The sequence below is a fragment of the Arthrobacter sp. S39 genome, from assembly GCF_004320525.1.
Lineage (GTDB): Bacteria > Actinomycetota > Actinomycetes > Actinomycetales > Micrococcaceae > Arthrobacter.
In genome coordinates, this window is the sequence record NZ_SIHX01000002.1 from 140,000 (window position 1) to 163,065 (window position 23,066).

The following is a 23,066-nucleotide window of genomic DNA, read 5'->3' on the forward strand; positions in this document are numbered from 1 at the left end:
ACCACTTGCCGTGGATCATGTCGACGCCGGCGGAGTGCGCCTACGTCACCGTTTCATGTTGCCAGGGGACTTCCTACGGGATGAAAATCAGCCTAAAGAGTGGAATCTTGCGCTAAGTCGTCCTGACTGCGGCTATCGTGATCTGTTTCACGTGAAACACGGCATCGCCAGCCTCACTGCCACACTGCATTGCGCTCCAGACGGCGGTGGGGGACGGTTGGAGTTTGGGCCCATCAGATGCTCTTGGCCGACCTTTGTCCACAAAGTTATCCACAGCGATATCCACCGGTCAATGCACAGGTACATACCCCCGGAACTGTTATCAGCGGCCCATGGAACGTAGCCTGAACCACGTTCACTCAGGCTAGATGGCTCATCGACTCGGTAGATACCAGGTCGAGGACGGCACATATTTTGTGTCGCCAAAATCCCCCGGCAAGGCCGCGTGCACGTGTCCGTCATCGTGTTTGCCCCGAGCATTCAACCCCCATGATGATTGCGGTGAACCACAGTGCACTTGGCTCTTCCTACCTGCTGAGCACTGCGAGTCAGGACGTGAGGTCGGACCAGACGATGTGGCGGAAGGTTCAAGACCTGATGCATAGTGCGTCGCACAGTTGGCAGACAGACGTGGCCGGGGGACAGCCACACGAACCCAACTTTCCCCAAACCACTGCTCGTCTCATGTCCGATTCGATAGGCGGGCTGGACCAGCGCCATGTTGTCTGTTGCGTCCTGCCCCACGACACCCGCATCTGGGCTCCTGCATCCCGACCCCAGAGTGGCTCTCTCGGGAGCGAGCGTCGTGGCCTGCAAGGCATCGCCCAGAAACCGACATGCCGGCGACGACCAGAATGGGGGAGCGCCGGAAGCGCCGTCCCCAATGAAGAATGGACTTGGTTCTCAATAATCCCCACGGAAGCAACGGGGCCTCGTCCCGACAGAGTGCCCACCCGAGTCCAGGCACGGTTACCGCCTCACCCGGATCTATGTCGAGGGCCAAAGCATGATCCCTCGTTCTTCAGAACGTCCCGAGTCTTGACCCAGTCTTTTGAAGCGAACTTTCCGGAATGAGTAACGCATCCCCGGTACCCAGCCTAAGGTAGTGGGTGCCGTGGTTATCGAGCTGGTCAGGACGATGCATCGACATGCACGAGTCGAGCAGGGGCTAACTGTCACCGCAATGCACGTGGGGGTGACCAGAGATGAAGGTGGTCTGGTCGTAGCTCCATGGAGATCTCAGCGAGGCCTGGAATGGGACTTCGGAGCACCGGTGATCTGACGATGCGCTCCCTGTCGATTTGGTAGCCATTGCTTCGGACCTCCAACAGGGAGCGAAGCCCCTGGAACCATTCCTCAGCGCCACAGCGTCCTCTGCCTGGCCAGGGGCGGGCCTCTGAGTGGGCGGCGATGGGCGACCATCCCCAGGGAGGCATACAGCCTCTCTACGGTCTGGCAGCCTCCCAGCCGTCTCAAAGCTTCAGCGCCATTGAACGCCGAGGACCGAAACTGACGAAGCCTGTGGACACCCAACAGACCGAGGACGGGCTCCGACAGCAAATCGTGGTTACACAAGCGATGAGGAGTGCGGGCTTCCGGCACGGAATGCCCAGTTGGCTTGCCTGCCCTCTTTGCTGTTTCGTGCCAGACCTACACGAGTGGCGGCTGGGAATGCTCTGTTTCACGTGAAACATCCGTCGATCTGCGCAATAAAGGAACAGATCCCTGGTGGGTAAAATGAACTACTTCGCGCTGTAGCCACATGGAAATGAAGCCGCTTGGCAAACCCTGCCAGACAAGACATGCGACATTTCGGGGCAGTCAGTTTTCCCTCACCTCCCCGGATTACCGATTACAGCTAAGGCTGAGCCGGACGTTTATGCGATGAGAGCTCCGGAGTGTTTCACGTGAAACGTTCACTGGAAGGCGTAGTGGTCAAAGTCCGCCACCGAATGACCTCTCACGCGGATCTTTGGCCAAGACGGCAGCGGGGCGGGGGACTGTATCGCCGCCACACAAAGGCGGTTTCCTGCCAGGACTTTAGTGGACGATACCCCGAATGGCCGAGGCCGCAGCGCCTCCCAACATCGGGGCGAACTGGGATTGTTTCACGTGGAACAATATCTCGACCAGCTAGTGCTCGACGTACGCCTGCAGTGACATCGATTGTGCAGGGGGAATGGCACCATCGACTCATTTGCAAGAACCCGACGAACGTCCAACCAGGCGAAAAGTGCAGTATGCCCGGGACACACCTGCTGTCGGGCTCCCGTCCGTCCTGGCGCTGGATGAGACCATCGTTTGATCCTGCGGAGTCGGCCGAGCGGCTGGCGCCTAAGGTCCGCTCAAATCGTTCGTTTCTCCTGAACGGGTTCCAAAGGCACCGAAGGGATGGCCCCCAAAGTGCAGGTCCAGAGAGTGCCGAACTCCCGCTAAGAGTCCGTTTCAGAGACATCCGCCGAGATACATGAGTGGGCGACCCACTGCTGCACGAAAGCGAACCTGCCTTCCACTCAGTCGATCAACGAAGGGTTTACATCGACGGTTTCTAGTTTCGCCCCATCAACCGAGTTGTATGTCAGCTACAAGGGACAGCACAAGTACCGTTCGGCCGCTGAACCTCGCACTACGATCCACTGCGGGCGGTGCGTGGGAAGACAAGCAGACAAATAAAGAGGGGCCTGTTTCACGTGAAACAGGCCCCTCTTTGTGAATCTCTTTTAGTTATCCTGACCGGGAGCCAGGACTTCCATAATCCTGTTCAGGTCCTCGACGCTGGCAAACTCAATGCTGACCCGTCCCTTGCGAACGCCCAGCGAGATCTTGACGTTTGTATCCAGACGGTCGGAGAGCGACGAGGCCAGGTAATCCAGCCGTTCATGGCGGGCCCCTGGACGCGGGATGTTGTTCTTGGCCGGTTTCGTCGGATCCTGGTACAGCGTGACTGCTTCTTCAGTGGCCCGGACCGACATACCCTCGGCCACGATCTTCTGAGCCAAGCGTTCCATCGCGGCAGCGTCGGGCAGTGCCAGCAACGCACGCGCGTGGCCTGCTGACAAAACACTTGCGGCCACCCGTCGCTGTACAAGCGGCGGCAGCTTAAGGAGTCGCAACGTATTGGATACCTGGGGACGCGACCGGCCAATGCGGTCAGCAAGCTGCTCGTGGGTGGTGCCGAAATCTTCCAGGAGCTGCTGGTAGGCCGCCGCCTCTTCCAGCGGGTTCAGCTGGCTGCGGTGCAGGTTTTCCAGCAACGCGTCGCGCAGGAGGTCGTCATCAGTGGTGTCGCGGACGATCGCGGGGATGGTTTCCAGTCCAGCAGCCTGGACTGCCCTCCACCTGCGCTCACCCATGACGAGCTCGTAGGGTTCACCACCGGTTTCGGTTGATGTACGGACCACAATTGGCTGGAGGACGCCTATTTCACGAACAGAGTGGATCAGCTCCGCCATGTCGTCTTCATCGAAGACTGAACGCGGCTGCTTGCGGTTCGGGTGGATGTCCATCACCGGAATTTCGGCGAACCGAGCACCGGGTACTTCTACAAGGTCAACACCGTTGTCGACCGGGGCAGTGTCCACCGCAGCTACAGTCGGGGCTTCCTCTGCCGCAGCTTCCTCAGCGCCGGAGGAAGTCTTCGTGGCGGCAGCCCGTGGCTTTGCCGGCGTCTTCGAAGCTGCAGGCTTGTCCTCAGTCTTAGCTGAGGTTTGCGCAGTTACTTTGGGCGCGGTCTTGGAAACGGCCGGTGCCTTGGTTTCAGAGGAAGTATCAGTCTTGGATGCCGCGGCAGCAGGCGCGGCTACATCAGACGGCTTGTCAGACACAACCCGGTCAGAGTCATCCTCAACCGAGGTGACCTTCTTGCGGCCCTCCGGAAAGAAGAGATCCACGGGACGCGACACTGCAGCCCCGTTGCCCGACGCATTGCCAGAGGCGGAACTTGGAATGAGTGCGCCAAGACCGCGGCCTAAGCCCCGTCGCTTTTCGCTCATGGATAAATCCCTCCAGTGGTAGAGCTGGGCAAAGTCCGGCTCCGGTTGTTGCAGTTTTCGAAGATTCTAGCGCTCAGCAATTTCAGCTGCGGCTTCCAGGTAAGACAGGGCTCCACTGGAGGAAGGATCGTAAGTCATCACGGTCTGCTGGTAGCTTGGCGCTTCCGAAATCCGGACCGAGCGTGGCACCACTGCACCAAGTACCTGGTCCGGGAAGTGCTGGCGGACTTCGGCAGCCACTTGGGCAGCCAGGTTGGTCCGTCCGTCGTACATGGTCAGGAGAATGGTGGAGACTTCCAGGTCAGCATTCAGGTGCTTTTGGATCATCTCAATGTTCTTAAGCAGCTGGCTGAGGCCCTCAAGGGCGTAATACTCGCACTGAATAGGGATCAGTACCTCGCCGGCAGCGCAGAAGGCATTTACCGTGAGCAATCCGAGGCTGGGCGGGCAGTCAATGAAGATGTAGTCCAGGCGCTCTTCGCCGTTCTTCGCCCGGGTCTTGGAATACACATCAATGGCCCGGCGGAGGCGCTGCTCGCGGGCCACCAGGGAGACAAGCTCAATTTCCGCGCCTGCAAGGTGGATGGTGGCAGGGGCGCAGATCAGGTTGTTGATATCCGGGCACGGCGCCACGACGTCGGCGAGTGGAAAATCGTTGATCAGGACGTCATAGATGCTGTCCACGTCGGCGTGGTGTTCAACGCCGAGTGCGGTGGAGGCATTGCCCTGCGGATCGATGTCGATGACCAGGACGTTCAGGCCTGCCGCAGCCAGGGCTGCTGCAATGTTCACAGTGGTGGTGGTCTTGCCCACTCCACCCTTTTGGTTCGACACCGTGAAGATCCGGGTCTTCTCAGGCTTGGGCAGTTCGCGGCCCAGGAGGCGCTCCCTGCGCTTCGTCTCATGCGCAAGCTCGCGCGCAATCGGACTGGAATCGTCCATGGAGTCGAAAACGTTAGTTCTACCCGAGACGGATGTTTCACGTGAAACAGCAGACATGGTCACCAGGTCTGCAACCGGATTCGGGTGTATTCCGCCCCGGCCCGGTACAAGTCCCGGTCCAGCAACTGATCGTGCTGACCCCAAAGACACAAACGGGGGGATCCGTTGTGTGGAGGCTTCGCTACTGGTCACTGGGACACACTCACTCTCGTTCAGCTTTTTGCTGCCGTTGTCTAGCCTAACCGCTTCGCCGTGTAGACCAAGGTTACCGGGGCCCGGCGCTAGGCAATCTTTTGGGACTTATTTACAACGATGCGGACCACGGTGGTGGGCTCTTCCAGGAGATGCTCACCCACGGTAACGACGGACGTCTGCACACCGCCGAGTTTCCTGATGACCTTGGCAGCTTTTTCAATTTCCTCGCCTGCGCTGCGGCCCTTAATCGCCACAACTTCGCCTTTGCCGCCGAGCAAGGGGATGGTGAGCCCTGCCAGGTTGCTCAGCGCTGACACAGCGCGGGCCGTCACCACATCGGCGTTCACATGCCCCACGGCGAGCTCCGCACGGGACCGCATGACGGTGACGTTGCTGAGACCCAGGTCATCCACTACTTCCTGGAGCCAGATCACCCTGCGTTCGAGAGGCTCAATCAGGGTAAGTTCCAGGTCGGGGCGCGCGATGGCGAGACACAGTCCGGGGAGACCGGCGCCGCTTCCGACGTCGGCAACGTGGCTTCCGTGGGCGATTTCGCTTTCAATGACGGCGCAGTTCAGTACGTGCCTGCTCCACAGCCGGGGAATTTCACGCGGGCCGATGAGCCCGCGTTCGGTCCCGGAGGTGGCCAGGTGCTCAACATAGCGCTTGGCGAGGTCGAGGCGGTCACCGAAGATCTTCTCCGCCGCCAGCAGTTCAGCTGCCGTGATGTCAACCATGATTAGCTGTTCAGCAATTCTCTAGTCAGCGGATACAACGATGTGGCGGCCGGCGCCTTCACCTTCGGACTCACTGACCAGACCAAGGTCAGCAACGGCGTCGTGGACGATTTTGCGTTCGTAGGCGCTCATCGGTTCGAGGGCCACGGCCTTGCCGGTCTCCTTGACCGAGGCAGCTGCATCCTCGGCAATTTTCTGGAGGTGACCGGCACGCTCCTGGCGGTAGCCGTTGATGTCCAGCACCAGCCGTGATCGGTTCTCCGTTGCGGAGAGGACCGAAAGCCGCGTCAGTTCCTGAAGCGCCTCCAGTACCTCACCGTCTTCGCCCACGAGGCTGTCCAGGCTGTCCGATTCTTCTTCGGCCACAATGGAGATATAGGTGCGTCCGTTGCGGACTTCGATATCAATGTCGCCATCGATGTCGGCGATGTCCAGGAGTTCTTCCAGGTAGTCGGCGGCAACATCGCCTTCTTCCTCGAGGCGGCTGGCAGCCGATCCCTTCGTGGAAGTGGCATCACTCACGGACTCGTCGCGGTCTTCGGTGACCTCGTCGGAAAGGGCGTGTTCGGTGCTCTCGGCTGACATTACTTCTTCTTCCTGTTCTTACGCTGGGGCTGGTTGCGCTGGCCCTTGGCCTCGATGATTGCCGCGGCAGCGGCGGCTTCTGCTTCCGCGTCCGCCTTCTTGCCTCCCAGAATAGGGAGGACCGGCAGGCCCTTGGCGGCACGGCGTTCGGCCAGCGCCTTTGCGGCGGGGGATCCGGGCGTCGGCATGCGGCGGATGACGAAGAACTGCTGCGCCATAGTCCAAAGGTTGGTGGTGGTCCAGTAGATCAGCACACCGATGGGGAAGTTGATGCCGCCAACGCCGAACACGACGGGGAGGATATAGAGCATCATCTTCTGCTGGCGCATGAACGGGCTGGCCATGGCTTCTTCGGACATGTTCTTTGCCATGATCTGCTTCTGGGTGATGAACTGCGACGCCGTCATGGCGAGGATCATCACGATCGAAAGCACCACCACGGCAACGTTGCCCGCGCCGCCGTGCAAAAGTGCTGCCGACAGCGGAGCGCCGAAGATGCTCGAGGAGTCGAACTGAACCACCTGCTCATGGCTCATGGCACCGATGCCCTTGCCCTGGTCCTTCGCGGCAGTGATACCGGAAAGCACCTGGAACAAAGCAAAGAAGAACGGCATCTGGATCAGCATGGGCAGGCAGGCCGAGAACGGGTTGGTCCCGTGCTTCTTGTACATGGCCATCTGTTCCTGCGCCATGGCCTGGCGGGACAGCTGGTCGGTCTTGCCCTTGTACTTGTCCTGGAGCTTCTTCAGGTCCGGCTGCAGCAGCTGCATGCCGCGCTGGGCCTTGATCTGCTTGACGAACACGGGAATCAGGGCGGCACGGATGACCAGCACCAGCCCGATGATGGACAGCGTCCATGTCCAACCGTTGGCGGCAGGCAGGCCAATAGCGCTCAGGCCGTCATGGAAGCCCACCATAATGACCGAAACCAGCCACTTGAACGGAAACATGATTGTTTCAAAGAAGTCCATACGATATCCCTACTCGTCAGGCCGCAAGACGGCCTTCTCCATCAGTCTGAGCAGCCAGGTACTTGTCCGGGTTGTTCAGCACAACAATTGTGGGGGTCCGGTTTTCAGGCCATTCCCGGTGGCCGGCGGGGACATGGTCCACACCGCCGGCATTCCATGGGTGGCAGCGCGCGAGGCGGCGGACGGCAAGCCAGCTCCCCTTGACGGCACCATGGACGGTGATCGCTTCAAGGGCGTACGCCGAGCATGAAGGGAAAAAGCGGCATACCTGGCCGTACAAGGGGGAAATCACCTTGCGGTAGGCCATAAGCAGCAGAATGAGGATGTTGCGGGGCAGGTTCCAGACGGCCTTGCCCAGGGTGACGGCAACAGGCTGTAGGGAATGGACGACGGCGGCAGTCACGTTATGCACGCTGTGTCCCTTCCTGTGTTGTGCCGGTTGAACCGATAACAGCAGCCCGCGGAAGGCGGCTGCCCAACCGGCTCATGGTCGATTCCAGCGCGGCGTTATAGTCTGCCGACAACTGATCCCAGCTCGCGGCCGCGGACGCAGGCAGAGCCCGGACCACTATGGCGAACCCGGTACCGTACTCGCGCAGCGAGGCAGCACCGGCTTCCCTCAGTCTCCTCTTAACGAGGTTCCTGACCACAGCGTTCCCGACACCTTTGGAAACGATGAACCCGATCCGGCTGGGTTCGTCGGCAGCAATAGCTGCCGCATATAACACTACGTTCCGGCGTCCATTGCGGACACCGGAACGTACGGTTGTTGAAAAATCGGATGCAGTCCTCAAACGGTTACGGGTGGCCAGCACCTTAAACTCGCAAAGAAATGTAAACCGACGAGTCAGTTATTTAGGCCGACAGTTCGGTGCGGCCCTTGCCACGACGGGCTGCCAGGATGGCACGGCCGGCACGGGTACGCATACGAAGGCGGAAGCCGTGCTTCTTGGCTCGACGGCGGTTATTCGGCTGAAAAGTCCGCTTGCTCACGTTAGTTACTCCAGTGGATCAAAGGTGCGCCCACCCGATCAAAAAGGGGAAGAACTGGCCGACGCTAAGTTTTGTATGTGCACTCGCTTCCCCCGGCTGCTCGAACGCGGTGCGTTTGAGAGATTCAGATGGGGCCAAAAAGCGGACACAAAGGACTTCACAACGTTAGGGCAAATTAAGCCCCTGAGTCAAACCGGGACGGCACGCGGTCCTTGTCCCCAGCTGTGGTTAACCGTCCCCACCGGCCTGTGGATGAAGTGCCTCACAGGCCCGGTTTCGGAACCACAACGGTGTAATTATCCACAAGCTACTTCCCAGCTATCTTCTAGCGTTTTGATCCCCTAGAGTGGCTCAGTAGCCGATTATCCACGGACTGTGCATAACCCTGTGGATGAAGCTGGACCAGCATCCTGGTTCCGGACTTGGGGCTGCAGGTAATGCAGGCAAAGCAAGTTTTGAGGAACTGATTGATGACAGTAGACGAAGCCAACCACGCCAATACTGTCGGAAGTTCCTGGCGGCGCGTTGTCAGCCTGCTGGAACAGGACGACCGCGTAACACCCAGGCAGCGGGGCTTCGTCATCCTGGCCCAGGCCCAGGGCCTGATCGGTTCCACCCTCCTGGTGGCTGTCCCCAACGAACTCACCCGCGAGGTCCTGCAGACGCAGGTCAAGGACGCGCTGGACGACGCCCTGCACAACGTTTTCTCCGAGGACATCCGCTGTGCCATCGATGTTGACACCGATCTGGTGCCCATCCATGAAGAGCCGGAGCTCGTCGTCGAACCGTCCTTCACTTCGGACCAGCTGATCGAGCAGAAGCCGCAGCCCATGCTGCCGAGCACCTCCCACGAATTCGGCCGGCTGAACCCCAAATACGTCTTCGACACCTTCGTCATTGGCTCCTCCAACCGGTTTGCCCACGCGGCCGCGGTGGCAGTGGCCGAAGCTCCCGCCAAGGCGTACAACCCGCTCTTCATCTACGGCGACTCCGGTCTGGGAAAAACCCACCTCCTGCACGCCATCGGCCACTATGCCCGCCGCCTCTACAGTGGCATCCGGGTCCGGTACGTGAACTCCGAGGAATTCACCAACGACTTCATCAACTCCATCCGCGACGACGAAGGCGCCAGCTTCAAGACCACGTACCGCAATGTTGATGTGCTGCTGATCGACGACATCCAGTTCCTGGCCGGCAAGGACCGGACGCTGGAGGAGTTCTTCCATACGTTCAATTCCCTGCACAACAACAACAAGCAGGTTGTGATCACCTCGGACCAGCCGCCCAAGCTCCTGGCGGGCTTCGAGGACCGGATGAAATCACGCTTTGAGTGGGGCCTGCTCACCGACATCCAGCCGCCGGAACTGGAGACCCGCATCGCCATTCTCCGGAAGAAGGCCCTCAGCGAAGGCCTCTCGGCACCGGACGACGCCCTGGAATACATCGCGTCCAAGATCTCCAGCAACATCCGCGAGCTTGAAGGCGCCCTCATCCGGGTCACGGCATTCGCCAGCCTGAACCGCCAGCCCGTGGACGTGGCCCTGGCCGAGATGGTCCTCAAGGACCTCATCACCGACGACGGCGCCCAGGAGATCACCTCCAGCCAGATCCTCACGCAGACGGCTGAGTACTTCAAGCTCAGCATGGAAGAACTCTGCAGCAAGTCACGCACCCGGACACTGGTGACCGCCCGCCAGATCGCCATGTACCTCTGCCGTGAACTCACGGACATGTCGCTTCCCAAGATCGGCCAGGAGCTTGGCGGCCGCGACCACACCACGGTGATCCACGCGGACCGCAAGATCCGCGAGCTGATGGCCGAGCGCCGTGTGATCTACAACCAGGTCACGGAGCTCACAAACCGGATCAAGCAGCAGCAGCGCGACTCCTGACCCGCCGCCTCTATACCTTATTAACAGGTGCATGTGGATAACCCTGTGGACAGTTAAGGGGACAAGTGCGGTTAATGGGCTTAAAACCCTTAAGCCGCCTGTGGATCAGCGAAACCGCCAAAATTCTTATCCCCATCCACACCCTGTTTAAAACCTGCGTCGCCCACAGTCCATGAACAGGGCTTAACCGCCGGATCCTGCGGCGAAACAGGGTTATCCACAGTTTCCACAGCAGTTATTAACACTACTAATCCCAAAAAATTGAATTCCCTCAAACAACAATCTCGATCCGCACGATGAACCTGCCAGGGGCCGGCGGCCCCGGAGGGCCTGGATCCTTGCCGGGGATGGGTTAATCCCGGATCTTCCGGCTAAGCTGTCAGCAGCGCTCCCATCCCTGGGTTTCTTTGTGGTTCAGCAAGCACGAACCATGCAGGTTCAGGAGTTTGGGGCACCCACTTTTGGAACTCCACGATGGAGTTTCCGGTTCAGACATGGCAGCAGCAATGAAAGGCGGCACCCTTCCGTGAAGTTCAGAGTCGATCGGGACGTCCTGGCAGAAGCCGTCACCTGGACAGCCCGGTCGTTGTCTCCGCGGCCGCCCGTACCGGTCCTTTCCGGTCTGCTCCTCAAGGCTGAAGCCGGCACCGTAAGCCTGTCGAGCTTTGACTACGAGACCTCGGCACGGCTTGAAATCCCGGCTGATATCGCCGTCGAAGGAACCATCCTGGTGTCGGGCCGTCTCCTGGCCGACATCTGCCGCAGCCTGCCTTCAGCACCCGTGGAAGTCGAAACGGACGGCAACAAAGTCACGCTCACCTGCCGCCGCAGCAGTTTCCACCTGGCCACCATGCCCGAAGCCGAGTACCCGCCCCTGCCGGCATTGCCCACCATCAGCGGCACCGTCCCAGGGGACGCCTTCGCACAGGCCGTTTCCCAGGTGATCATCGCCGCCAGCAAGGACGACACGCTGCCCATCCTGACCGGCGTCAGGATGGAAATCGAGGACGACCTCATCACCCTCCTGGCCACTGACAGGTACCGGCTGGCCATGCGTGAAGTGCCCTGGAAGCCCGTCACTCCCGGCATTTCCACCAGCGCCCTGGTCAAGGCCAAGACCCTCAACGAGGTAGCCAAGACCCTGGGCAACAGCGGCGACATCAATCTTGCCCTGGCCGATGACGACAGCCGCCTGATCGGTTTTGAAAGCGGCGGCCGCACCACCACCTCGCTGCTGGTGGACGGCGACTACCCCAAGATCCGTTCGCTGTTCCCCGACAGCACCCCGATCCACGCCACCGTGCAGACGCAGGAGCTGGTTGAGGCTGTGCGCCGTGTGTCGCTGGTTGCCGAGCGCAACACCCCCGTCCGTCTCGCGTTCACCGACGGACAGCTGCACCTGGACGCCGGCACCGGCGAGGATGCCCAGGCCTCCGAAGAGCTTGAAGCACAGCTGTCCGGTGAGGACATCACTGTGGCGTTCAACCCGCACTATCTCGTGGAAGGGCTGAGCGTCATTGAAACCAAATACGTCCGGTTCTCCTTCACCACCGCGCCCAAACCAGCGATGATCACCGCCCAGGCTGATATCGATGGCGAAGACCAGGACGACTACCGCTACCTGGTCATGCCAGTCCGCCTCCCCAACTAGTCCCCACCGCCACCCTCGCCTCGCAAGCTCGGCCAGGGAACCCTGGCGGCGTGGGCCCAGACAGTCGGTAGTCGTTCTGGGCCCCAAAACGACAACCGACACCCAGCGCAGAAAAGAGTTCCACCGTGCATATCGGACTGATCGGCCTTGGCAAAATGGGTTTCAACATGCGCGAACGCCTGCGCAAGGGTGGAATCGAGGTCACGGGTTTCGACCGCAACCCGGACATCACCGATGTCTCCTCGATGGACGAACTGATCGCCGCCGTTCCGGCGCCGCGCCTCATCTGGGTCATGGTCCCGTCCGGCGACATCACGGATGCGGTCATCACGGAGCTCGGGAACAAGCTCGACGCCGGTGACCTGGTGATCGACGGCGGCAACTCACGGTTCACCGAGGACCAGAAACACGGTGCCGCGCTGGCCGCAAACGGCATCCGGTTCGCCGACTGCGGTGTATCCGGCGGTGTGTGGGGCCTCCAGAACGGTTACGGCCTGATGGCCGGCGGCGAGGCAGACGATATTGAACGCGCCCTCCCCGTCTTCGATGCCCTTCGCCCGGAAGGTGAACGGGCCGACAGCTTTGTGCACGTAGGCGGAGTCGGTGCCGGACACTACGCCAAGATGGTCCACAACGGCATCGAATACGGCCTGATGCAGGCCTACGCCGAAGGCTACGAACTGCTCGCTGCCAAGGACATCGTCAACGATCTTCCCGGCACCTTCCGTGCCTGGCAAAAGGGAACGGTTGTCCGGTCCTGGCTTCTGGACCTGATGGTGAAGGCACTTGACGAAGATCCCGGCCTGGCCACCATCGACGACTACGTCGAGGATTCCGGCGAAGGCCGCTGGACCGTGGAAGAAGCGATCGCCAACGCGGTGCCGGCTCCCGCCATCACGGCGGCACTTTTTGCCCGCTTCTCCTCGCGGGAAGACAATTCCCCTGCCATGAAGATGGTTTCCGCGCTGCGCCACCAGTTCGGCGGGCATGCCACCCGCCCTGCCAAGTAGCACCAATCCCCGGGACCTGCGGGTCCCGAGAAACCTGAAGACCGCGTGTACCTAGAACACCTCTCGCTGACTGACTTCCGCAGTTACGCCCAGGTTGACCTTGCCCTGGAACCCGGCGTCACGGTGCTGGTGGGATCCAACGGAATCGGCAAGACCAACCTGATGGAAGCCATCGGCTACCTCGCGACGCTCAGCTCGCACCGCGTCAGTGCGGACGGCCCGCTGCTGCGGTTCGGTACCGACCGGGCGCTGGTCCGTGCCCGGCTGGTCCGCGGCGGGCAGACCACCGTCCTCGAACTGGAAATCAATGCCAGCCGGGCAAACCGCGGACGCATCAACCGCAGCAATCCCGTGCGTGCCCGCGATCTCCTGGGGATCTGCCAGACCGTTCTGTTCGCGCCCGAAGACCTTGCCTTGGTCAAGGGTGATCCGTCCAACCGGCGGCGGTTCCTGGATGAGCTGCTCGTCAGCCTGATCCCGCGGCACGCGGCAACCCGCAGCGACTACGACCGCGTCCTGAAGCAGCGCAATGCCCTGCTGAAATCTGCCCGGACCGGAAAATTCACTGCCGGGCATGAGGCCACCCTGGATGTGTGGGACCAGCACATGGCCCGCGCCGGCGCCGAACTGCTGCACGCACGGCTGGAACTGGTGGAACGGCTGCGCCCGCACCTGGCCGGCGCGTACGCCCAGCTCACCGACGGGTCAAAGGCTGCCGATGCGGCCTACCGCTCAAGCCTCCAGAACATGCTGGACGACGACGGCGGGGCGGCACCGGGTGCAGCCGTTCCGTCCTCCGACGGCGAACCGGGCCAGGAAGACCTCCGGACGCTGAGCGTCCAGGAGCTCACGGACGCCTATGTCCGGGCTTTCGCCGCCTCCCGCCGGAAGGAACTTGAACGGGGCATTTCGCTGGTTGGCCCGCACCGGGACGAACTGGAACTCGTCCTGGGTGAAGCGCCGGCCAAGGGGTATGCCTCGCACGGCGAAACGTGGTCCATGTGCCTGTCCCTGCGGCTGGCGTCCTACTACGTGATGCTCGACGACGCCCGGACCGGCGGATCAGCTCCCATCCTGATCCTGGATGACGTTTTTGCTGAACTCGATGTCCAGCGCCGGCGTAAACTGGCGGCAATAGTCTCCAGCGCGGAACAGGTCCTGGTGACCGCCGCCGTCGACGCCGATATTCCGGAGGAACTCTCCGGCCGGCGGGTGAAGGTCATCCCGGGAGGAATCGATGAATAAGGATGAAAACGGCGGGCTCCAGCCCGGCCGGGATCCTGACAGCATCGACGCGCCCCAGGCCGCGCTGAACCGGATGCGCGAAGCCGCGGCCGCCCGCGGCGAAATCCGCCGCAAGGCACCGCCCGCCGCCGGCGCCGGCAAGAAAAAACGGGGAATCAGCGATACCCGGGGCTTCAGCCAGTTCCACTCCACCGGCCGGGACCCGCTGGGACTCGGCAAAGTCGTGGGACGCCTGGTGGCGGAACGCGGCTGGACGTCCCCGGTCGCCGTCGGATCTGTGATGGCCGAATGGGCCACCCTGGTGGGCCCCGAGATCTCCGCGCACTGCACGCCGGAAAGCTTCACCGACACCACACTCCATGTCCGCACGGATTCAACCGCCTGGGCCACCCAGCTGCGCCTGCTGAGCATCAGCCTGCTGGAAAAGTTCCGCACCGAACTCGGCGACGGCGTGGTCACCAGCATCCAGGTGCTGGGTCCCTCGGCCCCCAGCTGGCGCAAGGGCGGCCGGACCGTGAACGGCCGGGGCCCCCGCGATACGTACGGGTAACCGGCGATGGCCGGGGACGCCGCCGTCGGACTCTTGAATATTCGCCTAAGGGCGTGTAGGGCGCTGTAACGCCCCGCGGGCGTATAGGAACCCAAAGACCGGACCGCTGGGGCGCCCTAGGCGGGGTCAATGGCCTCACATGGGCACATTCGGTGCCGCCGAGGGCCCTGGAATGCGGGTTTACGCCCTGATTCACGATAGAATCACATCAGATAACTGGGCGCCGGTGAAACGTTGACTGAGTCCGTTTTCCGCACGCTGACAGCCGAGCGGAACGCGGTTCCGCATGTCTTCCTACTCGCCAGCGCCATCAGTTTGTGCCTGTTGGCCGAAGCAATTCCTTGCGGAACTGCCTTGGCCGGCCATCATCGAAAACAGAGGAGTCGACAGCGCCTGTGGCTAACGACAATACAGATATCCAGGCAGTGGAACCCGCAGTTGAGGATGCCCGTACCCCCGACACCCCGGCAGACGCTGCGACGCCCCGTGAATACGGCGCAAGCGACATCACCGTCCTCGAGGGTCTGGAAGCCGTACGGAAACGTCCCGGCATGTACATCGGTTCGACCGGTCCCCGCGGACTCCACCACCTCGTCTATGAAGTGGTGGATAACTCTGTAGATGAGGCCCTGGCCGGATACTGCACCCACATCGAGGTCGTGCTGCAGGCCGATGGCGGCGTCAAGGTGGTTGATGACGGCCGCGGAATCCCCGTGGACATGCACCCCACCGAGCACAAGCCCACTGTAGAAGTTGTTATGACCATCCTCCACGCCGGCGGCAAGTTCGGCGGCGGCGGCTATGCGGTGTCCGGCGGCCTGCATGGTGTGGGTATTTCCGTGGTGAACGCGCTCTCAAGCCGCGTTGACACCGAGGTCCGGCGCCAGGGACACGTCTGGCGCATGTCCTTCGCCGACGGCGGCAAGCCCCAGGGCGGCCTGGTCCAGGGCGAGGCTACCGACCGAACGGGAACCACCCAGACGTTCTACCCGGATGCCGGTATCTTCGAAAGCACCGATTTCGACTTCGAGACGCTGCGCGCCCGCTTCCAGCAGATGGCGTTCCTGAACAAGGGCCTGCGCATCACCCTGACTGATGAGCGAACCTCAGTTGAGGACAACGACGGCGACCTCGACCTGGATGCCGTTGTCACCGAAGGTGAAGTCACCGCTGAGCACCGCACAGTGGTGTACCAGTACGACGACGGCCTGCTGGACTATGTGAAGCACCTGAACTCAGGCAAAAAGGTTGATGTTGTCCACGAGGACGTCATTTCCTTCGAAACCGAGGATACGGAACGGCACATCGCGCTGGAAATGGCCATGCAGTGGACCAACGCGTATTCCGAAAGCGTCCACACGTACGCCAACACCATCAACACCCATGAGGGTGGAACGCACGAAGAGGGCTTCCGCGCCGCCATGACCTCGCTCATCAACCGTTATGCGCGGGAGAAGAGCATCATCAAGGAAAAGGACGACAACCTCACCGGTGACGACATCCGCGAAGGACTGACTGCCGTTATCTCGGTCAAGCTCGCCGAGCCGCAGTTCGAGGGCCAGACCAAAACCAAGCTGGGCAACTCCGAGGTCAAGGGCTTCGTCCAGCGCGTGGTCACCGACGGGCTGGGTGACTGGCTGGAAAGAAACCCCGGACCGGCACGCGACGTCATCCGCAAGGCCATTTCCGCTGCTCAGGCGCGCATGGCTGCCCGCAAGGCCCGCGACAACGCCCGCCGCAAGAGCCCGCTGGAATCCTTCGGCATGCCCGGCAAGCTGTCGGACTGCTCCTCCAAGGACCCGGCCAAGTGCGAGGTGTACCTCGTGGAGGGTGACTCCGCCGGCGGTTCCGCCAAGCGCGGCCGCAACCCCGAGACCCAGGCCATCCTGCCGCTCCGCGGCAAGATCCTGAACGTGGAGCGGGCACGCCTGGACAAAGCCCTGGGCAACGCCGAGGTCCAGTCCATGATCACCGCCTTCGGTACCGGCATCGGTGAGGACTTCGACCTCAGCAAACTGCGGTACCACAAGATCGTCCTCATGGCAGATGCCGACGTCGACGGCCAGCACATCACCACGCTGCTGATGACCCTCCTTTTCCGCTACATGCGGCCCCTCATCGAGAACGGCTACGTGTACCTGGCGCAGCCGCCGCTGTACCGGATCAAGTGGTCCAACGCCCCGCACGACTACGTCTTCAGCGACAAGCAGCGCGATGCCATGCTGATTTCCGGCCAGGCCGCGGGCCGCCGCATTCCCAAGGACAACGGCATCCAGCGCTACAAGGGCCTCGGCGAGATGGACTACACGGAACTGTGGGACACCACCATGGACCCGGACCACCGCACCCTCCTGCAGGTCACCATGGACGATGCCCTGGCAGCCGACCAGATCTTCTCCGTCCTGATGGGCGAGGACGTGGAATCACGCCGGAACTTCATCCAGCAGAACGCCAAGGACGTCAGGTTCCTGGATATCTAGACGGGTCACCCCGCTGATATTCCACAACTGACATATACCTGAAACGGAAAATATAGACGATGAGTGACGAGACACCAGAGAACCAGGCGGAATCCGCCGATCTTCCGGAAACCGTACTTGAAGGCGATGTGCTGGTAGACCGCGTGGAGCAGGTGGACCTGCAGACGGAAATGCAGCGCTCCTACCTGGACTACGCGATGGCCGTTATTGTTGGCCGCGCCCTACCCGACGTGCGCGACGGGCTCAAGCCCGTCCACCGCCGGGTGCTGTACGCGATGTTCGACGGCGGCTACCGCCCGGACCGTTCGTTCAACAAGTGCGCCCGCGTGGTGGGCGAAGTCATGGGCCAGTACCACCCCCACGGCGACACCGCCATCTACGACGCCCTGGTCCGCCTGATCCAGGACTGGACGATGCGCTACCCGCTGGCGCTGGGACAGGGAAACTTCGGCTCCCCGGGCAACGACGGCGCGGCCGCCCCGCGGTACACCGAAACCAAAATGGCCCACCTCGCCATGGAGATGGTCCGGGACATCGACGAGGAAACCGTCGATTTCCAGGACAACTACGACGGCAAAAACCAGGAACCCACCATCCTGCCGGCACGGTTCCCCAACCTGCTGGTCAACGGTTCCTCCGGCATCGCCGTTGGCATGGCCACCAACATCCCGCCGCACAACCTCCGCGAAGTCGCTGACGGCGTCCAGTGGTACCTGGCCAACCCGACCGCCACCCGCGAGGAACTGCTGGAAGAACTGCTGCTCCGCATCAAGGGACCCGATTTCCCCACTGGGGCAACCATCCTGGGGCACAAGGGCATCGAGGACGCCTACCGGACCGGCCGCGGATCCGTCACCATGCGTGCAGTGGTCAACGTGGAGGAACTCCAGGGCCGCACCTGCCTGGTGGTCACCGAACTGCCGTACCAGGCCAACCCGGACAACCTGGCCATCAAGATCGCCGAACTGGTCAAGGACGGCAAAATCTCCGGCATCGCGGACCTCCGCGACGAGACCTCCGGCCGCACGGGCCAGCGCCTGGTGATCGTGCTCAAGCGCGACGCCGTGGCCAAGGTGGTGCTGAACAACCTCTACAAGCACACCGAACTGCAGAGCAACTTCTCCGCCAACATGCTGGCCATCGTGGACGGGGTTCCGCGGACGCTGAGCCTGGACGCCTTCATCCGGCACTGGGTCACCCACCAGTTGGACGTCATCGCCCGGCGCACCCGGTACCGCCTCCGCAAGGCCGAAGAAGAAGCGCACATCCTGCGCGCGCTGCTCAAGGCATTGGACATGTTGGATGAGGTCATTGCCCTCATCCGGGCATCCAACACCACCGAAGCGGCCCGTGACGGGCTGATGCAGCTGCTGGATATCGACGAACTGCAGGCCCGGGCCATCCTGGACATGCAGCTGCGCCGCCTGGCCGCCCTGGAACGCCAGAAGATCCAGGACCGGCACTCCGAACTCGAGGCCCTGATCGCCGAGTACAACTCGATCCTCGCCTCCGAGGAACGCCAGCGCGAGATCATCAGCACCGAATTGGCCGAGATCGTGGCGAAGCACGGCGACGACCGCCGCACCAGGATCCTGATGGGCTTCGACGGTGACATGTCCATGGAGGACCTGATCCCCGAAGAGGAAATGGTTGTCACCATAACCCGCGGCGGCTACGTCAAGCGGACCCGCAGCGACAACTACCGTTCGCAGCAGCGCGGCGGCAAGGGCATCAAGGGTGCCCAGTTGCGCGGCGACGACGTCGTGGAGCACTTCTTTGTGACCACCACCCACCACTGGCTGCTGTTCTTCACCAACCTGGGCCGGGTCTACCGCGCCAAGGCCTACGAGCTGGTCGAAGCCGGCCGAGACGCCAAGGGCCAGCACGTCGCCAACCTGATGGCCTTCCAGCCGGACGAACACATCGCCCAGGTACTGGACCTCAAGGACTACCAGCACGCGCCGTACCTCGTCCTCGCCACCAAGCGCGGCCTGGTCAAGAAGACCCGGCTGGAGGACTACGACACCAACCGCTCCGCCGGCGTCATCGCCATCAACCTGCGTGACGAAGACGAACTGGTGTCCGCACAGCTGGTCTCGGAGACCGACGACATGCTGCTCGTGTCCCGGAAGGGCCAGTCCATCCGGTTCACCGCCACCGACGACGCGCTGCGGCCGATGGGCCGCGCCACGTCCGGCGTCACCGGCATGAAGTTCAGGGAGGACGACGAACTGCTGGCCGCCAACGTGGTCACTGACGGTTCCTTTGTCTTCATCGTGACTGAAGGCGGCTACGCCAAGCGCACAGCCGTGGAGGAATACCGGCTCCAGGGCCGCGGCGGCCTCGGCATCAAGGTCGCCAAGCTCGCAGAGGAACGCGGAGACCTGGTGGGCGCCCTGATTGTCCAGGAGGAAGACGAAGTCCTGGTGGTCATGGAAGGCGGCAAGGTGGTCCGTTCCTCAGTGTCGGGGGTCCCTGCGAAGGGCCGCGACACCATGGGCGTCATCTTCGCAAAACCGGATAAGAATGACCGGATCATCGAAGTGGCCCGGAACAGCGAACGCGGACTTGAGGGCGATGAATCCCTGGAGGATGACGTAACGTTGGCTGAAGAGGCTGGATCCCCCGAGGGTTCCGCAGGGTCAGAAGCAGTGGCAGAGACAGCACCGGCCGTTGAGTCAGAGGACGCCTCCGGCGACGCTGAGCCGAACGAAGACTACACCGGAGGTAACGAGTGAGTAATCCCGACTCATATCCCAAGCAGAACAGCAATGTTCCGGGTGGAACGGGCCAGCCCGCGGCCGCTCCCCGGGTGAACGCCCCCGTTCGTCCCCAGCAGCGTCCGGCGGCTCCGGCGGGCCTGCCCGGCCAGCGCCCCGCCGCAGCGGGCCAGCGTCCGCAGGTCCAGCCCGGACAGGGCCAGCCTGCCGACGGCCAGCGCCCGGGCCAGCGGCCTGCCAGCACGGGGCAGCGTCCCGCGCAGGGCGGCCCCGGGCTGGTCAAGCCCGCCCCCAAAGCCAAAGTCAGGCGTGCGCGCCTCCTGGTCAGCAAGGTCGATCCCTGGTCCGTCCTGAAAATGGCGTTCCTGCTCTCAGTGGCGCTGGGAATCGTCACGGTCGTTGCGGCCATCGTCCTCTGGACTGTCCTGGACCTCACCGGCATCTTTGACCAGGTGGACAGCCTCCTCGGAACCCTCGCCGGGTCCGAAGGCGGCGGGTTTGAGCTGAAGAAGGTCGCCTCGCTGGGACAGGTGGCCTCCTTTGCCACGATCATTGCCGTGGTGAACGTGGTCCTGCTGACGGCCCTGTCCATGCTGTCTGCCGTGCTGTACAACATCTCTGCCACCCTCGTGGGCGGCATCGGCGTTACCCTCACGGACGACTGAAAATCCCATATTTCCGGCGGAAATTTCCGCCGGAGGGCCTCGATTTGAGATCGGGCCGGGATGTGCTGTAAAGTCATGTCTCGGCCCGATGAGGCATCGGGGCGTATAGCTCAGGCGGTTAGAGCGCTTCGCTGATAACGAAGAGGTCCCAGGTTCAAGTCCTGGTACGCCCACGGAACCTGTGCAGGTTCCAGTAAAGGTCCAGCCCAGCTGGCCCGGAACGGGGTGCATGTGAAGAAGTTGCTGGTTCTTGCAGCTGCGATCGCAGGCGTCCTGCTCTACCGGAAAGCACAGGAATCCGAGGCCCGGAAAACGGTCTGGAGTGAGTCAACCGATACGGTTGATTAGCCCGGATTCCCGGACCGGAAGCTGGACAAAGGCTTCCCGGTTCTAGGGTATGATTGACGGGTTGCTTCTTATGGGGGCATGGCGCAATTGGTAGCGCACCTGCTTTGCAAGCAGGGGGTTCGGGGTTCGAGTCCCCGTGCCTCCACCATAAGGAAGGTCCCGGACAGCGGAAACGCTGTCCGGGACTTTTTGGTTAAGTCGCCACAGTAGGGTTTGGACAGTGAACTTCTTCCTCGCGGCGCTCGGTGTGCTGGGCGTTGCCTCATCGGGTCCGCTGATCGCCGCCACGCTGGGTGCCACCACGGTCAGCGCCCTGGCCATCGCCTTCTGGCGCAACGCCATCGGTGCCGTGGTCATGGCCACCCCCACCCTGGTGCGTGAGCCGCGGCAGTTCGGTCAGATCTCCTGGCGGGAGTTCCGCTGGTCCTTGCTGGCCGCAGGCGCCCTGGCCCTGCACTTCGCCTGCTTCATCACTTCGCTCCAGTTGACCTCCGTGGCCGCCGCCACGGCCCTCGTATGCCTCCAGTCCGGCTGGATCGCCGTCTTCCAGCTCTTTCGCGGCACCAGGCACCGGTGGCCGGTGCTGGCCGGCCTGGGCACCGCTTTTGGCGGCGTGGTGGCCATTACCGGGTTTGATATGGGGAGCTCACCTGAGGCGCTCCTTGGCGACGTGCTGGCGGTGGCCGGAGGTGCGCTGGCGGGACTGTATACGCTGGCGGGCGGCAAGGCCCGGCAAACCATGACCACCGGGACCTACACCACGCTGTGCTACGGAATGTGCGCCGCACTGGTGGCGGTCCTGGCAATGTTCAGCGGTCAGCCATTGACAGGGTTCGACGCCGGCGGCTGGCTGGGCATTATCGCCATCACCGTCTGTGCGCAGCTGGTGGGCCACACGGCGTTCAACCACCTGCTGGCCACGATGAGCCCGCTGCTGGTCTCGATGATCATCCTGCTGGAGATCCCTGGTGCGGCCCTGTTGGCGGCCGTCTTCCTGAACGAGACCCTTCCGGTGGGAACCTATGCCGGACTGGCGCTGATCCTGGTTGGCCTCGCCGTCGTTGTCCTGGGGCAGCGCTCAGGCGCTAAAAGGAAGCAACGTAAGGCCTCAGCGGCCGGCGCGCGGGGCGACGAACCGCCGTCGGACCGCCTCGCGGAGCTGGGGACTGACTGAAAGCTGTTACTGGCCGCCGCGGCGGACCGGCTGGGCCGTATTAACCGTGTGGATCGCGCGCAGCAGCTTGGCCGGGAAATAGACGGAGAAGAAGACCACCATGGGGGCCTTCAGTGCCATTTTCTTCACGTTGTGGGCCTTGTACGTCCGGTCGAAGCGCGTCACGTAGTAGCGGTAATCCCGGGGGGAATCCTCGAGCCGGCGCGCGGACATTCCGGACACCATCTGCGGCCAGTACTGCACCTTGAGCTCGTGGTCGGCAAGGTGAAGGGAAAGATCAATGTCCTCATGCATTTCATCCTTCTCGTCACGGCAGGTCTCGGACCGGATGGTTTTCCAGGCAGAAGCACGCAGGGCCATGTTGGAGCCAAAGAGGAAATGGTACTGGTGCTTGGCGAGCTTGAGCATCAGCTGGCGCATCTTGTCGTCGGCCTTGAGGCCAAAGCGGCGCATGGGCATGTCGTAATAGACAACGGGTCCGGTGGCGGCCTGGACCGACTGGTCCGCGAACGCCTTCTGGACCTGCTCCACCCAGTCCGGCTCCACCACGGAATCGGCGTCGATCCGGCCAAGGACATCACCGGTGGCGTGGTTAAGGCCAAAGTTCCTTGTGGGGATCAGTCCCTGGTCGCGGTCCTGGCTCAGCAGGATGATGGGGCTTTCCGGGTACTCAAGCTGCATCTGCTGCACGATGGCCGCGGTGCGGTCTGTGGAGAGGTTGTCCACCACGATGATTTCGTGCGCCGGAACCGACTGGTAGACGGCAGCGATGAGGCACTGCCGGATCACACTTTCCTCGTTGTAAGCCGGGATGACAATGGACACGCGCGGCAGCTGAGCTGCGTCGTTCAAGGCATCCCCAGAGGATTTATCGGCTGACATCAGTTCAAATTTAGCACCGATCGGGGTCCGGCCT

General features: G+C 62.2%; 19 protein-coding genes and 2 tRNA genes. 12 read left to right on the top strand and 9 right to left on the bottom strand.

What is annotated here, in order from left to right; translation table 11 throughout:
- Positions 1–2,720 precede the first annotated feature (2,720 nt).
- The 8 genes from EYS21_RS04580 to rpmH form a co-directional block, all read right to left on the bottom strand.
- A complete protein-coding gene (locus EYS21_RS04580) occupies positions 2,721–3,992 on the bottom strand; it encodes a ParB/RepB/Spo0J family partition protein (protein ID WP_131132028.1) in 1,272 nt (423 codons plus the stop codon).
- Between the two features lie 66 nt (positions 3,993–4,058).
- Positions 4,059–5,126 (bottom strand): ParA family protein, encoded by a 1,068-nt coding sequence (locus EYS21_RS04585; RefSeq protein ID WP_278184713.1) that lies wholly within the window; start codon positions 5,124–5,126, stop codon positions 4,059–4,061.
- An 89-nt stretch (positions 5,127–5,215) separates the two neighbouring features.
- The gene (rsmG, locus tag EYS21_RS04590) at positions 5,216–5,866 is read right to left on the bottom strand and encodes a 16S rRNA (guanine(527)-N(7))-methyltransferase RsmG (RefSeq protein ID WP_131132029.1); all 651 of its coding nucleotides are present in this window, start codon (positions 5,864–5,866) and stop codon (positions 5,216–5,218) included.
- A 21-nt stretch (positions 5,867–5,887) separates the two neighbouring features.
- Positions 5,888–6,451 (bottom strand): R3H domain-containing nucleic acid-binding protein, encoded by a 564-nt coding sequence (locus EYS21_RS04595; protein WP_131132030.1) that lies wholly within the window; start codon positions 6,449–6,451, stop codon positions 5,888–5,890.
- Entirely contained in the window at positions 6,451–7,422 is a 972-nt protein-coding gene (gene yidC, locus EYS21_RS04600) for a membrane protein insertase YidC (protein ID WP_131132031.1), read from the bottom strand. The genes EYS21_RS04595 and yidC overlap by 1 nt, the downstream gene beginning before the upstream one ends.
- 16 nt (positions 7,423–7,438) lie before the next feature.
- Entirely contained in the window at positions 7,439–7,834 is a 396-nt protein-coding gene (gene yidD, locus EYS21_RS04605) for a membrane protein insertion efficiency factor YidD (protein ID WP_207307679.1), read from the bottom strand.
- Positions 7,827–8,237 (bottom strand): ribonuclease P protein component, encoded by a 411-nt coding sequence (rnpA, locus tag EYS21_RS04610; RefSeq protein WP_131132033.1) that lies wholly within the window; start codon positions 8,235–8,237, stop codon positions 7,827–7,829. The genes yidD and rnpA overlap by 8 nt, the downstream gene beginning before the upstream one ends.
- 40 nt (positions 8,238–8,277) lie before the next feature.
- Complete coding sequence (rpmH, locus tag EYS21_RS04615; RefSeq protein ID WP_003800212.1) at positions 8,278–8,415, bottom strand: 50S ribosomal protein L34; 138 nt, start codon at positions 8,413–8,415, stop codon at positions 8,278–8,280.
- A gap of 470 nt (positions 8,416–8,885) precedes the next feature.
- Between rpmH and dnaA the strand changes: the two genes are divergently transcribed.
- The 12 genes from dnaA to EYS21_RS04670 all read left to right on the top strand — a co-directional run bounded on the left by dnaA (position 8,886) and on the right by EYS21_RS04670 (position 22,150).
- Positions 8,886–10,307 (top strand): chromosomal replication initiator protein DnaA, encoded by a 1,422-nt coding sequence (gene dnaA, locus EYS21_RS04620; protein ID WP_131132034.1) that lies wholly within the window; start codon positions 8,886–8,888, stop codon positions 10,305–10,307.
- Between the two features lie 526 nt (positions 10,308–10,833).
- Positions 10,834–11,958, top strand: a complete 1,125-nt coding sequence (dnaN, locus tag EYS21_RS04625) for a DNA polymerase III subunit beta (RefSeq protein WP_131132035.1) — start codon at positions 10,834–10,836, stop codon at positions 11,956–11,958.
- Between the two features lie 125 nt (positions 11,959–12,083).
- On the top strand, positions 12,084–12,968 hold the full coding sequence (gene gnd / locus EYS21_RS04630) for a phosphogluconate dehydrogenase (NAD(+)-dependent, decarboxylating) (protein WP_131132036.1): 885 nt from the start codon (positions 12,084–12,086) through the stop codon (positions 12,966–12,968).
- 45 nt (positions 12,969–13,013) lie between these two features.
- Positions 13,014–14,213 (top strand): DNA replication/repair protein RecF, encoded by a 1,200-nt coding sequence (gene recF, locus EYS21_RS04635; protein WP_131132037.1) that lies wholly within the window; start codon positions 13,014–13,016, stop codon positions 14,211–14,213.
- Positions 14,206–14,763: a DciA family protein gene (locus EYS21_RS04640; protein WP_131132038.1), complete on the top strand. Its 558-nt coding sequence runs from the start codon at positions 14,206–14,208 to the stop codon at positions 14,761–14,763. Before recF ends, EYS21_RS04640 begins: the two co-directional genes overlap by 8 nt.
- 395 nt (positions 14,764–15,158) lie before the next feature.
- Positions 15,159–17,243: a DNA topoisomerase (ATP-hydrolyzing) subunit B gene (gene gyrB, locus EYS21_RS04645; protein WP_131132039.1), complete on the top strand. Its 2,085-nt coding sequence runs from the start codon at positions 15,159–15,161 to the stop codon at positions 17,241–17,243.
- A 59-nt stretch (positions 17,244–17,302) separates the two neighbouring features.
- The gene (gene gyrA, locus EYS21_RS04650; protein ID WP_131132040.1) at positions 17,303–19,981 is read left to right on the top strand and encodes a DNA gyrase subunit A; all 2,679 of its coding nucleotides are present in this window, start codon (positions 17,303–17,305) and stop codon (positions 19,979–19,981) included.
- Positions 19,978–20,628, top strand: a complete 651-nt coding sequence (locus EYS21_RS04655) for a DUF3566 domain-containing protein (RefSeq protein ID WP_131132041.1) — start codon at positions 19,978–19,980, stop codon at positions 20,626–20,628. Before gyrA ends, EYS21_RS04655 begins: the two co-directional genes overlap by 4 nt.
- Before the next feature lie 99 nt (positions 20,629–20,727).
- Positions 20,728–20,801, top strand: a tRNA-Ile gene (locus tag EYS21_RS04660).
- Positions 20,802–20,859: 58 nt separating this feature from the next.
- Complete coding sequence (locus tag EYS21_RS23670) at positions 20,860–20,976, top strand: DLW-39 family protein (RefSeq protein ID WP_242633290.1); 117 nt, start codon at positions 20,860–20,862, stop codon at positions 20,974–20,976.
- A gap of 72 nt (positions 20,977–21,048) precedes the next feature.
- Positions 21,049–21,124, top strand: a tRNA-Ala gene (locus EYS21_RS04665).
- Between the two features lie 72 nt (positions 21,125–21,196).
- Positions 21,197–22,150 (top strand): DMT family transporter, encoded by a 954-nt coding sequence (locus EYS21_RS04670; protein WP_131132042.1) that lies wholly within the window; start codon positions 21,197–21,199, stop codon positions 22,148–22,150.
- Between the two features lie 6 nt (positions 22,151–22,156).
- Here EYS21_RS04670 and EYS21_RS04675 read toward each other — a convergent pair whose 3' ends face one another.
- A complete protein-coding gene (locus tag EYS21_RS04675) occupies positions 22,157–23,032 on the bottom strand; it encodes a glycosyltransferase family 2 protein (RefSeq protein ID WP_131132043.1) in 876 nt (291 codons plus the stop codon).
- Positions 23,033–23,066 lie beyond the last annotated feature (34 nt).

Bases quoted from the DNA above. Each gene is read 5' to 3' on its own strand.
- EYS21_RS04580 (WP_131132028.1), bottom strand. From the start codon at position 3,992: ATGAGCGAAAAGCGACGGGGCTTAGGCCGCGGTCTTGGCGCACTCATT.
- rsmG (WP_131132029.1), bottom strand. From the start codon at position 5,866: ATGGTTGACATCACGGCAGCTGAACTGCTGGCGGCGGAGAAGATCTTC.
- EYS21_RS04595 (WP_131132030.1), bottom strand. From the start codon at position 6,451: ATGTCAGCCGAGAGCACCGAACACGCCCTTTCCGACGAGGTCACCGAA.
- yidC (WP_131132031.1), bottom strand. From the start codon at position 7,422: ATGGACTTCTTTGAAACAATCATGTTTCCGTTCAAGTGGCTGGTTTCG.
- dnaA (WP_131132034.1), top strand. From the start codon at position 8,886: ATGACAGTAGACGAAGCCAACCACGCCAATACTGTCGGAAGTTCCTGG.
- EYS21_RS04640 (WP_131132038.1), top strand. From the start codon at position 14,206: ATGAATAAGGATGAAAACGGCGGGCTCCAGCCCGGCCGGGATCCTGAC.
- gyrA (WP_131132040.1), top strand. From the start codon at position 17,303: ATGAGTGACGAGACACCAGAGAACCAGGCGGAATCCGCCGATCTTCCG.
- EYS21_RS04675 (WP_131132043.1), bottom strand. From the start codon at position 23,032: ATGTCAGCCGATAAATCCTCTGGGGATGCCTTGAACGACGCAGCTCAG.